The organism is Streptomyces sp. SID13666, from assembly GCF_010548325.1.
Lineage (GTDB): Bacteria > Actinomycetota > Actinomycetes > Streptomycetales > Streptomycetaceae > Actinacidiphila > Actinacidiphila fildesensis.
Genome location: NZ_JAAGLX010000014.1, coordinates 71,214 through 83,423, shown reverse-complemented (window position 1 = coordinate 83,423; position 12,210 = coordinate 71,214). Strand labels below are relative to the sequence as shown.

The 12,210-nt window shown below is 73.4% G+C and carries 11 protein-coding genes and 1 tRNA gene; 2 read left to right on the top strand and 10 right to left on the bottom strand.

Annotation, left to right across the window (positions count from 1 at the left end):
* Positions 1-13 precede the first annotated feature (13 nt).
* From G3I60_RS19820 to G3I60_RS19780, 9 genes are all read right to left on the bottom strand, one after another.
* Positions 14-1,399 carry an esterase family protein gene (locus G3I60_RS19820; protein ID WP_164295425.1) on the bottom strand — a complete coding sequence of 462 codons (1,386 nt, stop codon included), beginning with the start codon at positions 1,397-1,399 and terminating at the stop codon, positions 14-16.
* Between the two features lie 199 nt (positions 1,400-1,598).
* Complete coding sequence (locus G3I60_RS19815) at positions 1,599-2,327, bottom strand: class F sortase (protein WP_164295424.1); 729 nt, start codon at positions 2,325-2,327, stop codon at positions 1,599-1,601.
* A gap of 162 nt (positions 2,328-2,489) precedes the next feature.
* Positions 2,490-2,563 (bottom strand) — tRNA-Lys (locus G3I60_RS19810).
* A gap of 57 nt (positions 2,564-2,620) precedes the next feature.
* Positions 2,621-3,238: a bifunctional DNA primase/polymerase gene (locus G3I60_RS19805; RefSeq protein WP_138358012.1), complete on the bottom strand. Its 618-nt coding sequence runs from the start codon at positions 3,236-3,238 to the stop codon at positions 2,621-2,623.
* A gap of 152 nt (positions 3,239-3,390) precedes the next feature.
* Positions 3,391-3,753, bottom strand: a complete 363-nt coding sequence (locus G3I60_RS19800) for a hypothetical protein (RefSeq protein WP_138358010.1) — start codon at positions 3,751-3,753, stop codon at positions 3,391-3,393.
* A 133-nt stretch (positions 3,754-3,886) separates the two neighbouring features.
* Positions 3,887-5,269 carry an AAA family ATPase gene (locus G3I60_RS19795; RefSeq protein WP_164295423.1) on the bottom strand — a complete coding sequence of 461 codons (1,383 nt, stop codon included), beginning with the start codon at positions 5,267-5,269 and terminating at the stop codon, positions 3,887-3,889.
* Positions 5,266-6,828 (bottom strand): hypothetical protein, encoded by a 1,563-nt coding sequence (locus G3I60_RS19790; RefSeq protein ID WP_164295422.1) that lies wholly within the window; start codon positions 6,826-6,828, stop codon positions 5,266-5,268. The genes G3I60_RS19795 and G3I60_RS19790 overlap by 4 nt, the downstream gene beginning before the upstream one ends.
* Entirely contained in the window at positions 6,819-7,961 is a 1,143-nt protein-coding gene (locus tag G3I60_RS19785) for a hypothetical protein (protein ID WP_343241355.1), read from the bottom strand. The genes G3I60_RS19790 and G3I60_RS19785 overlap by 10 nt, the downstream gene beginning before the upstream one ends.
* A gap of 21 nt (positions 7,962-7,982) precedes the next feature.
* Complete coding sequence (locus G3I60_RS19780) at positions 7,983-8,990, bottom strand: phosphatase PAP2 family protein (protein WP_164295421.1); 1,008 nt, start codon at positions 8,988-8,990, stop codon at positions 7,983-7,985.
* A gap of 214 nt (positions 8,991-9,204) precedes the next feature.
* On the opposite strand from G3I60_RS19780, the gene G3I60_RS19775 reads away from it, so the two are divergent.
* Together G3I60_RS19775 and G3I60_RS19770 are read left to right on the top strand one after the other, a co-directional pair.
* Positions 9,205-9,912, top strand: a complete 708-nt coding sequence (locus G3I60_RS19775) for a TetR/AcrR family transcriptional regulator (RefSeq protein WP_164295420.1) — start codon at positions 9,205-9,207, stop codon at positions 9,910-9,912.
* A 38-nt stretch (positions 9,913-9,950) separates the two neighbouring features.
* Complete coding sequence (locus tag G3I60_RS19770) at positions 9,951-10,559, top strand: histidine phosphatase family protein (RefSeq protein ID WP_164295419.1); 609 nt, start codon at positions 9,951-9,953, stop codon at positions 10,557-10,559.
* Positions 10,560-10,639: 80 nt separating this feature from the next.
* Here G3I60_RS19770 and G3I60_RS19765 read toward each other — a convergent pair whose 3' ends face one another.
* Positions 10,640-11,959 carry a tetratricopeptide repeat protein gene (locus tag G3I60_RS19765; protein WP_138357998.1) on the bottom strand — a complete coding sequence of 440 codons (1,320 nt, stop codon included), beginning with the start codon at positions 11,957-11,959 and terminating at the stop codon, positions 10,640-10,642.
* Between the last annotated feature and the right edge of the window lie 251 nt (positions 11,960-12,210).

Genomic DNA, 12,210 nt, shown 5'->3' with positions numbered 1-12,210 from the left:
CGGTGCAGTCCCGTCAGCCGCTGGATGGGGAGGTCAGATGGGTGACGCCGCCGAGCCAGGCCAGCCCCACGCCGAGGGCGGGCCGCCAGACCGCCCAGCTGTGGCCGCCGGGCAGCTCCTTGTAGGTGACGTTCATCCCGGCCTTGCGGGCCGCCGCGTACGCGTCCCGCTGCTGCGGCCGGTAGGTGCCGTCGGAGGAGCCGACGATGAACAGGCCGTTGGTGCCGGGGAAGGACTTCGTCCGCATGATCTTCAGCGGGCTGATGGCGTCGTACGCGGCCGAGCTGCCGCCGAACAGCTCGTCGACGGTGTGCTGGTGGCCGCCCAGGGTCGGTTCGCGCTGCCCCGAGATGTCGACGAACGACCCGAAGAGTTCCGGGGCGGTGACGGCCAGCTGCAGCGAGCAGGTGCCGCCGAGCGAATAGCCGCCCGCCGCCCAGGACCCGGGCGCGGCCGCGACCTGGAGGTTGGCCCTGATCCACGCCGGTACGTCCTGGGTGAGATAGGTGTGCACCTTGCCGCGTTCGGAGTCCACGCAGATGGTGTTGTTCAGCGGCGAGTGCAGGGTGTCGACGGAGACCGCGACCGGCGCCAGCCCGTGGTGCTCGGCGGCGTACGCGTCCATGGTCTCGGCCAGCTGCCCGGAGTCGAGCCAGTCCTGCGGCGATCCGGGCTGACCGGGCATCAGGACGATGACGGGGAGCAGTGCGCGCGGGTTGGTCCGGTAGGCGGGCGGCAGATAGACCCAGGCGTCGCGCGCGTCGAAGCCGGAGACGGTGCCGGGGATCCGCACCTTCGACAGCGATCCCTTGTCGGGCATGTCCGCCGGCGGTTTCCACACCGATTCGAGCGTGCCGCCCTCCGGGGTGCGGACGGTGGTGTTCTCCTTGCCGCCGCCGCTGGCCGTCCTGAGGTCGGTGCTCTCCCGGGTCAGCGCGGTCACCAGGGTACGGAGCCGGGGGTACTGGTCGTAGAACACGTTCACTTGGGAGCACGCGGCGAGCAGGACGAGCAGGCCCGCCAGCAGCGCGGCCGGCCTGACCCGCCAGTGCGGGATGTAGAAACAGCGGGCCACGGCCAGGGCGACGCCGAACACCCCGACCCCGATCCACACCAGGACGCCGATCGGCAGCTCATCGGCGATCAGCCGCCAGGAGTTGTCCTCCACGTACTGCACGACGAACACCGCGACGGCGGTGCCGAGGGCGATCAGCGGGACGGTGAGGGTCCACCAGGAACGCTGGCGGACCACGAGCAGCCAGCCGAGCGACAGCAGGCCGATCACGAGCACGATCCAGGGCACGGCACCGTTGGTCAGCGGCCAGTCCATCGGCCCGCTCATGGCCAGCGGCTGTCGCACAGGGACCTCCCCGGTGACGCGCAGATTCATGAATGACATCAGAAATACCTAAACTAGGACATACTGCATTCACCTGCCAGTGGTGTGCCCCCGGTTCGGCCAACCGGCCGTTCCGGGGGTGGGCGCGCCGGTGGAAGGGGTGGGGGCAACGGGGGTGCCGGTGCGTCAGGCGGGTGCGCCGGGTGGGCCGGTCGGCGGGTCCGTCGGGACTCCGTCGGGACTCTGCCGGGACGGTGCGTCAGGACGGTTCGGTGGAGCCGGTGAGCCGGGCGTAGACCACGACGTTGCCCAGGTATCCCGCCGCCTTGCTGAACACTCCGCCGCAGGTGATCACGCGCAGTTCGGCGTCCGGTGTCGCGCCGTAGACCCGGTCGGTGGGGAAGTCCTGCTTCTCGTAGACCTCGATGCCGTAGACCGTGAACACGGCGGTACGGCGGTCCGCGCGGTCGATCTCGATCCGGTCGCCCTTGTGCAGCCCGCCCAGCTCGTAGAAGACCGCGGGGCCCTCGCGGGTGTCCACATGCCCGGCCAGCACGGCGGCGCCCGCGGCGCCGGGCGCGGCCCCGCCCGCGTACCAGCCGGCCAGCCCGCGCTCGGACTCCGGTGGGGTCTGCAGATGGCCGGTGGTGTCGAGCCCGAGCCGCATGAGGGGCGCGTCGACCCCGATGACCGGGACGCGGATCCGTTCGGGGGCGGCGGCGGTCATCGGGGCCGCGCGCGGCGGCAGTGCGACCTCCGTCTGTCCGCCGGCGGCCGGGTTCCGCCCGGCCGCGGAGACCGCCTCGGCCGGGGTGGGCAGCGGCGGTTCCCGCTCCTGCGTGCCGTCGCGCAGCAGCCAGGCGCCGGTCACCACCGTGACCGCGAGGATGCCCGCCGCCATCCGGCCGACGCGGCGCGGCGGCGGACGCCACGCGTCCTCGCGCGCGCCGTCGGGCGCGTCCGGGGGACGGTAGTGCGGCAGCGGCATGCGGGGCCTCCTGGAGACGGTCTCTCCCTGGCCTTGTTACCGCGCCGGGCCGCTCCCGTACCGCTCTCGCACTGCTCCCGTGCCGGCTCGGTGCTGGCCCCGTACATGACGAAAGGCGCCCCTCCCGAAGGAGGAACGCCCAGGTCAACGGTTTCCCGTAGGTGCGCCGCCAGGGACTCGAACCCCGGACCCGCTGATTAAGAGTCAGCTGCTCTAACCAACTGAGCTAGCGGCGCGTGCTGCGAGACAGACATTAGCATCCGCTTCCGGCGGAGTGAAAATCGATATCCCGTTCAGGCCGGGGAGGCCGAGGGAGCCACTGCGGGAGCGGTCGTACGGGCGGCGGCGCGGGCCGCGCGGATGCAGGCCCACAGCAGCACGTCGGGGCCGGGGAGCCAGGGATGACGGGTGTCGGGGGCCACCACCCAGCGCGACGATCCGCCCTCGGTGTCCAGGCCGGTCTCGTCGCCGTACAGCGGCGGCACGGTCACCGCGTCGCCCAGGCCGTGGCACATCAGCGGCGGCACCGAGCGGCTCCACTCCTCCCAGCCCAGCAGCGACGGCAGCCGCTGGGCGGACCCGGGGGCGACCAGCAGCAGCACCCGGCCGCGGTGCACGGCGACCGGCCCGCTTCCGGGACCGGCGGCCCATAACTGCTCGAGCACCCGGCGGCCGAAGAGCGCGGGGAGGTTCACCACGTCGAAGACGGTGCCGCACGGCAGCACGCTGGGCGCGGTCGGGCGGGCGCTCCACAGCGCCTGGACGCTGCGCGGGAAGGCGCTGGCGGAGGCGAGCCAGGCGGCTCCCGCCGGGGTGACGTACGCGGTGTGCGACTGCCGTTCAGGGTCCGTCGGGTCGCCGGCCACAGTGATGTCCGGGTGCCTCCAGGTCTCCCACTGCCATTCGCTCATACACCTAGAGGTACCGGCCGCTCGCGCTGCGTCGATGTGAATCGGACGAATACGGGACAGGAACACCGGTCGTCCGGTACCTTGCGCATCCTGCATATGCCAATGGGCCGTGGTCGCTTGACACAATCACCCGCGCAAGGCATTCGTTTCGGTCACCGCTCCTGCAGGCGTGTCCCGAACTCGACCATCTTCTTCGCGTAGTCCTCGGTCCAGCCGGACTGCTCCGCGATCGCGGCATACGTCAGCCGGTCGAAGCGCCGGGGATCCGCCAGCTGGGCCGCGGCTATCGCCTGGTACTCCGTCGCCCGGTCGGCGGCCGCGCGGAAGGCCAGCGCCAGCTCCGTGGAGCGCGCCAGCAACTGCCGGGGATCGTCGAGCGACTCCAGGTCGAAGAAGTGCTCCTCGTCGGCGAGGGCCTGGGCGGGCTCGAAGAGGAGCTCCGCCGGGCGCAGGCGCCGTGCGGGAGCCGGCGGGACAGCGTCGCGCCGGTCGTGAGCCGACTGCGGCTCGGACATGTACCTACCTCCAAGGGATTCGCGCGTTCCATTGTCCCGCGCCCGCGCAAGTGGGCCTCCGGGCCGTCCGAAGTGCCGCCTGAAGTGCGGTTCCGTACCCGTCCGCACCCCTGCCGCACCGTTCCGCACCGGGCTATGTCCGGTACGGGACCCGGTGCTCGTCCAGGTGCGCCAGGACGGCGTGGTTGGCCTCCCAGCCGTCCGGGAACTTCACCGTCACGCCCAGCTGCACCGGTTCCGTCGACGGGTGCTCGTCCAGCAGCCGGGCCACGCCCGCCCGGCACACCACGATGCAGGCGTGCCGGTGCCGGGAGGCGAGTACGCAGAGCCGGCCCGTCTCCAGATGGAACGCCGTCGCGTCCGGGCGGCCGGACAGCGGGTGCAGGAAGACCGTCACGTCGAACTCCCGGCCCTGCAGCCGGTTCGCCGTGTCCACGGCGACACCGGTCACGCCCAGCGCGGTGAGCGCCGACCGCACCGCCGCCGCCTGGTCGCGGTGCGCCGTGCCCACGGCGATCCGGTCCGCGGTCAGCGGCGCCGGCTCCTGCGAGCGCTCGCTGAACGTCACCCCGCCCCGGTCCAGCAGCCGCCGCACCACCTGGGCCACCGCGTGCACCGCCTCCGGATCCGTCCGGGGAGTGTGCCGGGCCGGCAGCTCCAGCAGCCCCCAGCCCGACGCGGCCGCCTCGTCCAGCACCTCGTCGGGCCCGGTGCCCTGCGAGGGCACCCCGAACGACAGCCGCCGGACGCCGGGCCCGGTGCCGCTGCGGAACGGCGTGTACGGGTAGAACGCCCGCGACACCAGCGGCGCCGCGGATGCCGGCAGCCGCCACGACACCGGCAGCCGGTGCTGCGGGAGCCCCGGATTGTGCGCCAGCAGCGTCACCACCGCGCTCGCCGACGGGTCGTAGCTCAGCCCCGCCCACTGGTCGGCGCCCACCACGCTGAACGGGTCCAGCTGCCCCGGGTCGCCGACGAACAGCGCCCGCTCGAAGAGCCCGGCGACCTGCAGCAGCGCGTCCGAGCGCATCTGGTACGCCTCGTCGACGATCGCGTGCCGCCAGGGCGATGTCAGATCGGTGGTCTTGACGTACGCCCACTTCGCGGAGGTGGCGATCACCACCTTCTGCTGGGCGAGATCGGCGACCTTCGCGGACTTCACGATCGACGGATGCCGGTCGAGCAGCGGATCGGGCGGTGACTCGCTGCCGTGCAGCCGGCCGATCGCGAGCCCCGGATCGGCGGTCGCGAGCCGGTCCGCGAGATCGTCCACCTGCGCGTTCGTCTGCGCCACCACCATCAACGACTCGCCCGCCGCGGCCAGTTCCCGGGCGGCGCGCACCACGAGCGTCGACTTGCCCGCGCCCGGCGGGGAGTCGACGACGACACCGCGCGACGAGCCGTGCAGCGTGTCGCGCAGGATCGCCTCGGTGACCGCCGCCGCCTCGGCGGCGGGGTCGCGCGGGGCGGGGCGGGCCGTGCCGTGGGGCGGAGAGTCCTCCGTCGTGCGGCTCACAGGAAGTCCTCCACGGTGACGGGATCGGGTGCGGGGGCGGCCGGCGCGGCGGCGGTCTCCGGCGGGCCGCCGTGCGTCCACGGGGTGTCCTCGGGGTCGGGCAACTCCGGTCCGCCGCGCGGCGCGTGCTCGAACAGGGTCCAGCACACGCGGTCGCCGGCCGCGGGCACCGAACCCTCGTCCGGGACCTTGCCCCGGCCCATGCCGTTCAGCAGTCGCACCGTGACCTCACCGGGCGCGGGCCACTCGACGAACCGCGCCTCCTGGGTCTTCCCCCCGGGAAGCGCGCGGTAGAGCTTCGCGTCGGCGTCGAAATGCGGTACGTCGGCGGTCGCGACGGTTACCAGCGGGCGCGGGCGCGGCACCTTCGCCTCGCTGTACGCCATCACCACGTCGGTGACCTCGCCCGCGAACGCCTCGCCGGACAGCCGCCGCCCGGCCATCACCAGCGGATCGTCCAGCGCCTCCTGCGCCTCCAGCCGCACCTGGGCCGTCTCGCGGCCCATCAGCTTCTGCGCGGCCGCGATGGCGTCGTCGCGCTTCGGCTGCGGCGGCTCACCGGCCCGCACCCGGTCCCGGTGACCGGTGTAGGACCAGCGGTCCCGCTTCCAGCGCTCCTCGACATGCCCGCCCTCGGGCAGCGCCCGCAGCAGGTCGAGCCCGCGCCACACATCGTCCCAGGTAGGCCGCAACTGGCTCTCGACGAGCGCCCGCACCTCGGCCTCGGCGACGGACGTCGCGGCGGACCGCTCCTCGCCGGCCGCCCGCGCCGCCGCCCGGGCCACGTCGAAGCGGGACATCGCGGGGGCCAGCACGGTGTTGTCGAAGGCGGGGTCGGTCGCCGGGCCGGCGGGCGGGCTCAGCAGCAGGCCGTCCGGTCCGCGTCCGGTCTCCGCGCGGCGGGCCGCGTCCGCGCCGGTCATGCCCTCGGGAGGGTCGATCCAGCCGAGCAGCGCGCCCAGGTGCTGGTCCTCCAGATTGCTCTGGCCCGTCGCCCAGTGCCGCGACAGCAGCTCCGTCATCGACAGCAGCAGCGAGGCGCCGGGGGTGCGAGCGCGCTCCCCGTAGTGCGTCAGCCAGCGGCCGGACAGCGGCACCCGCGACGGGACGGGATAGAGCTCGTCCGGATTCTCCTCCGCCGTGCGGCGGAACCGGGTGGAGCGGCCGAGCAGCCGGACGTAGTCCGCCGCCGCCGCGTTCGGCACGATGATCTGCGGGGCGTCCGCGCAGACCTCGGACTCCTCGCGGTTCCGCGTCGCCGGTTCGGTCTCCACGTCGTTCGCGTACCGGTCCATGTGCGCGATGACCGTGGTCGCCAGCGCCGCGAGGAAGTCGAACCGCAGGTCCCGGTCACGCGGCTGCGTCACCACCAGCAGGCTCGGTGCCTCCCGGTCGCGGCCCACCAGCGCGCCCAGCGGTGCGCCGACCTCGCCCGCCGTCGTCAGCGGCACGAACACCAGCGGATGCTGCGACAGGTACCGGTGCCGGACCGTCGCCACCGGCTGCGCCCGGCCCGCGACCACGGCCTCGGCCCGCGCCAGGGTCCCGATCAGTGACATGAGGCACCCCCAGCGGTGAGCGCCTCGGCGCGCAGCACCGCGGCGCGGCGCAGCGCGGCGACGGCGGGGTCCGCCGTCTCGGCGCCGGCGGCGTCCGTGCCGAGGGCGGCGGACAGCACGGCCTCGACCGTGGTGAGGGTGCCCAGTTCGCCGCGCAGGCCGCGGCCCAGGGACTCGACGGAGCCGCAGGCACGGGAGCGGTCACGGCAGTGGAAGGACAGCTCGCAGGCGGCCAGGCACTCGGGGGAGTACGCGGCCGGGACCGCCTCGACGGCGGCGGCCAGTTCGGGGGCCGGCCGGGTCGGGGTGCGGCCGTCCTCGGACCAGCGCAGGTCGAACGTGGTGCCGTCCGGCAGTTCGGCGGCGATCTCCTCGATACGGGTCAGCCGGGTCAGCTGCCGCCGGGTCACCGACAGCTGTTTGCGCACATCGACGAACTGGGCCGTCGGCAGGTTCGAGAAGTCCTTGGGGCACACCAGCAGCACATCGTGCGACACCCGCACGGGACCTGCGGTCTCCTCCAGCAGCCCGGCCAGCCGCTCCAGCGCCAGCACGTACACCGCGGCCTGGCGGGCGGCGGCGCCCACCTTCACCGGGTCCGCGCTGCCGTCCAGGATCGGGAAGGACTTGACCTCGACGACCGTCCAGGAGCCGTCCGGCGCGACGACCACCGCGTCCGGCTCCAGGTAGGCGGCGGAGCCCGCGACGTCGAGCGCCAGCAGTGGGTGGTCCAGCAGCGTCCAGCGGCCGGCGGAGGTCGCCTCCGCCAGGGCCAGCCGGGTCCTGGCGGTACGGCCCTCGGGGCCGGCGGCCGACAGGTCCGGCAGCAGCGCGCCGCTGTCCTCTGGGGCGCCCAGCAGCCGCAGCAGCTCGGCGCACTCCTCCGCCTTGACCCGGGCCTCGAAGGCATGGCCGCGGGCGAAGGCGAACTGGGACTGCCCGAACGGGGCGGGCGCGCCCAGCACCTGCGCGACCGCGCCCTTGTCGATCCCGGCGGCGTCGAGCAGGGCCCGGCGGCGGCAGCCGGGGTTCGCGGCCAGGGCCGCGAGGGCCCGCGCGTCGAGCGGACGTGGTGATGTGGCCGGTCCGCGCAACTCGGCCAGCCGCTCCCGCAGATAGTGCGTAGTGCTCACCCGCGGAAGTCTCGCACCCGGCTACGACATTCGGCCCTGACCCACGGAAGACCTGCCCGAGGGATCCGATCTGTGCTCGTCCCGGTGCTCGTCGTGAGATCCCGTCCGCGGGGTCGCGACGCCGCTGGGGACGGGGCCGTGCGGCGCCGTTCTGGGAGCCGCCGAGGCCGGGGCCGTCGTCCCGGAGCCGGCAGCGGACGCGGAGGCCGCCACGACCGGGCTGTGGCCCTCCGCGGAGGTGGTGGCACCGGACCGGACGGCCCACCGGGCGCGCAGCGCGTCGACGGCGAGCAGGACCCGCGGGGCCAGCAGGTAGCCGATGCCCATGACGGCCGCACCGGCGACCGCGTCCAGCAGGTAGTGGTTGGCGGTGCCCATCACCACGAACGTGGTGATCAGCGGGTACAGGATGCCCAGCGCGCGCACCAGTGGGGTCCGCCCGTAGCGCCACAGCATGATCCCGCACCACAGCGACCAGCCGACGTGCAGGCTCGGCATCGCCGCGTACTGGTTGGTCAGCCCGCCGAGGCCGCGCGGGGCGCTGGCGTCCTGGCCCCACCAGCCGTAGGAGCCGTACTGCGCCATGGTGTCGATGAAGCCGTGGCTGGAGTCCAGCAGCCGGGGCGGCGCCGTGGGCATGAGGGTGAAGCCGATCAGCCCGATCAGGGTGGAGAGCATCAGCCATGTGCGGGCCGCGCGGTAGTGGGTGGGCCGCCGCCGCCACAGCCACACCAGGATCACGGGCGTCACGAGATAGTGCAGCGAGGCGTACGCGAAGTCCGCGGGGACGCCGATCGCGGCGTACTTCGTACAGATGCCGTTGAGCCAGCGCTCCGGATCGATCCGCATCAGCTCTTCGAGATGCAGGATGTCGATCCCGCTCTCGACGGCGTTGTCCACGTCGCCGCGGACCAGCAGGCGGCCGCACGAGTAGAGGGCGTACACGACGGCGATGAGCGGCAGCTCGGTCCACCAGCGCAGCCGGCCCCGGTAGGCCGAGGCGCGAGGCGCTGTGGCGGTGATCGTCATGCGGCCGTTCTCCCCGTTCTGCGGATGTGGCTCGTTGCGGACCATGTCGTAGGCTCTACCGTACGTCGTACGCTAGACAGCCCGCACATCGCCCCGGAAATTCCCGGCCACACTGCGTTCGTTCCGTGTTCAACATCTCTTGGTCGGGTATGCGTGCGGGAAGACGCCCGGGGCGCCCTCCCAGGTTGCTCTCCGCGAGAAGTTAGAGAATGGCATGACCGTCACCCAGTCGGCCCGCGCCCCCCGGCGCCGCGCTCCGCGCAACACGCTCAATCCGGACAGAATCCTTGACGCAGCGGTCGTCCTGCTCGACCGTGACGGCGCCGAGGCGTTCACCATGCGCGCCCTCGCCGCGCAGCTCGGCGTCGGCACGATGGCCGTCTACTCGCACTTCCGCAGCAAGGAAGAGATCAGCGACGCCGTCGCCCAGCGGCTGCTCAGCGAGGTCGAGCTGCCCGCCGTGGGCGAGGCCGCAGGCGTCGTGGACGCCCGCGAGCAACTGCGTGAAGTATGCCGCAGTGTCTTCCGGCTCTTCGCGGAGCACCCGTCGGCCCTGCAGCTGCTGACCACCCGGCCCATGCGCGGCGACGAGGCCATCGCCGTCATCGACCGGATGCTGGGCCTGCTGCGCGCCGCCGGCCTCGACCGGGTCGACGCCGCGCGCGCCCACGTCGCCCTCATGCAGTACACGGTCGGCTCCGCGCTGTGGAACGTCCGCCGGGACCGCGCCCTGTGCGAGGACGGTCTGCGCGACCGGGTACGCGCCCGGCTCGCCGACCTCCCCGCCGACCGCTACCCCGCGCTCACCGAGCTCGTCCCCGAGCTCGCCATCGCGCAGGACGCGGGCATGGCCCAGTACGAGCTCGGCCTCGACGGACTGCTGACCGGCCTCATCGGGCCGGGCGCCCGGAGTGCGCGATGATGGAGTGATCTCCATTACGTAGTGAAAGGTCCCTCCGCATGGCTCCGCGCATCCTTCTGGTCCGTCACGGCCAGACGGAGTGGTCCCTCTCCGGCCGCCACACCGGCCGCACCGACATCCCCCTCACCGACGAGGGCCGCCGCACCGCCCGGCTCCTCGCCGAACGGCTGCACGGCGCCCCCTGGGACGGACTCCCCGGCCTCGAGGTCCGCACCAGCCCCCTCGTCCGCGCGAGCGAGACCTGCGAACTCACCGGCTTCGGCGACCGCGCCAAGCCGTGGGACGCCCTCATGGAGTGGGACTACGGCGCCTACGAAGGGCTCGTCCCCGACGAGATCGCCGAGCGCGAGCGCGCGGCGGGCCGGCCCGAGTGGAACATCTGGCGGGACGGGGTGGTGGGCGGCGAGTCCCTCGCGGAGGTCGCGGAGCGGGCGGACGAGGTGGTGGCGTGGGCGCGGTCGGCGGAGCGGGATGTGCTCGTCTTCGCCCACGGGCACTTCTTGCGGACGCTGGGAGCGAGGTGGTTGGGGTTGGACCCGTCGTTCGGGGCTTCCATCCGGCTGGATCCGGCGTCGCTGTCGATTCTGGGGTGGGCGTACGGGGACCCGGCGGTGGAACGCTGGAACGACACGGGGCACCTCGGGTGACGTGGGAACTGCCCCGCCGCAGGCACTGACGTACCCGCACTCCCACCGCAGGTGGGTCCTGGAACCTCCGCCGGAGGCGGTCAGCGCTGGCGGTTCAGGAAGTCGGCTACCGCCGTCGTCCGGTGGTGGGGTCGGAGGCGGGTGGCTGTGGTGTCCAGGAGGGCTCGTACGCGGGAGGACTGGACGCGGCCGAGGAGGTCGAGGACGCGGGAGCCCGCGGCGGCGGCCTCGTCGGGGCGGTCGCCGGCGGCCAGGTTTGCGGACAACTCGGCGCCGTAGAGGGCGATGTTGCGGGTGAAGTGCGGGTCCTGGAGGCTGACCGCGCGGCGGGCGGAGTCCGCGGCGCGGCGGTGGTCGCCGAGCGCGGACCAGGACTGGGCCTCCAGGCCCGCGAGTTCGGCCTCGCCGAAGAACGTCATCCACTGCGGGTCGGCGTCGGACGGGCCGCGCCCGAAGAGTGACTGGGCGCGGGACAGCGCGCGTTCGCATCCGGAGCGGTCGCCGAGTCCAGCGCGGCCGCCCGCTTCGCGCAGCGCGAGCAGGGAGAGCAGCCGCGGTGAGGCGAGGCGCCGGGCGGCGGCCTGGGCGGCCTGCGCGGCCCGGACGGCCTCGTGCGGCCGGCCCGCGTCGCGGGCGAGGAAGGCGGTGTTGCAGAACGCGTGGGCCTCCAGGGCGGCGTCGCCCGACACGCGGGCCGTGGCGAGCGCCTCGGCGTAGTAGGAGCGGGCGTCGGTGAAGCGGCCGGAGTCGTGGGCCAGCCATCCGACGGAGACGGCGAGTTCACCCGCTCCGGCGTACAACCCGTCGGCCACGGACTGGCTGTAGGCGCCCTCGTCGAGCAGTCGGTAGGCGGTGCGCAGGGCCTGGCCCGCCTGTTCGTACAGGCCGTCCGCGCCGTGCCGGTCGTCGTGCAGCCGGATGTGCCGCACGGCTTCCTCGACGGCGTGGACCTCGCCGACGCCGACCCGGCCGGCGGGTGGGTGCACGGCGGAGCCGGACACCAGGGCGGTCGCGATGACGGCGGGGCCGCCGGTCATGAACACGCGACGCAGCACGTCGCTCTCCTCGAACTCGAATTCGTACGTATCCAGCGGTGGCGCGCCGCCGCGTCTGCCCCGTACCGCTTCGCGCGGGGCGAAGCCCAGGTCGCCCAGCGAGCGGCCGGGGAACATATGGCGGAACACCCGCTCGTAGGCGTAGTTGGGGCACCGGATCTCCCCGGCCTCCACCCGCCCGATGTACCGGGCGTCGCAGCTGACCTGCTCGCCGATCTCGCGGGCGGAACGGCGTACCGCCGCAGCGAACTCGTTGGGGGAACGGTCTCCGCGCAACTGCCGGAAGGCCGCGTTGGCCATGGTGGCGGTTCGGGCTGGATCGGGGCTTGAGGACGGTGAAGCCATGGCGGACTCCTGGTGCGGACGGCGCGACGACGGTACCCGCTGTGACGGGGCAGATACCGAGGGTTTGCCTACAAAACGGATATCTCACCCGTGATCCGCCATGAAATGCCACCCCTTGCGGCGTTAGCGGGGCGTAGCTGTTGACAGGGAGGCGCGTTGTACTCCTCGTAAGGGCGGTGCTGCGTCCGCCCGCGAGGAGGGTTCCCCTTGTTGGACACCGATCGGCACGAACCGAGCCCGGAACGGAGCGA

Coding starts and splice junctions, on each gene's coding strand:
- G3I60_RS19820 (WP_164295425.1), bottom strand. CDS start 1,399: ATGTCATTCATGAATCTGCGCGTCACCGGGGAGGTCCCTGTGCGACAG.
- G3I60_RS19800 (WP_138358010.1), bottom strand. CDS start 3,753: ATGTCCGAGCCGCAGTCGGCTCACGACCGGCGCGACGCTGTCCCGCCG.
- G3I60_RS19765 (WP_138357998.1), bottom strand. CDS start 11,959: ATGGCTTCACCGTCCTCAAGCCCCGATCCAGCCCGAACCGCCACCATG.
- G3I60_RS19790 (WP_164295422.1), bottom strand. CDS start 6,828: ATGTCACTGATCGGGACCCTGGCGCGGGCCGAGGCCGTGGTCGCGGGC.
- G3I60_RS19770 (WP_164295419.1), top strand. CDS start 9,951: ATGGCTCCGCGCATCCTTCTGGTCCGTCACGGCCAGACGGAGTGGTCC.
- G3I60_RS19805 (WP_138358012.1), bottom strand. CDS start 3,238: ATGAGCGAATGGCAGTGGGAGACCTGGAGGCACCCGGACATCACTGTG.
- G3I60_RS19775 (WP_164295420.1), top strand. CDS start 9,205: ATGACCGTCACCCAGTCGGCCCGCGCCCCCCGGCGCCGCGCTCCGCGC.
- G3I60_RS19815 (WP_164295424.1), bottom strand. CDS start 2,327: ATGCCGCTGCCGCACTACCGTCCCCCGGACGCGCCCGACGGCGCGCGC.
- G3I60_RS19780 (WP_164295421.1), bottom strand. CDS start 8,990: ATGACGATCACCGCCACAGCGCCTCGCGCCTCGGCCTACCGGGGCCGG.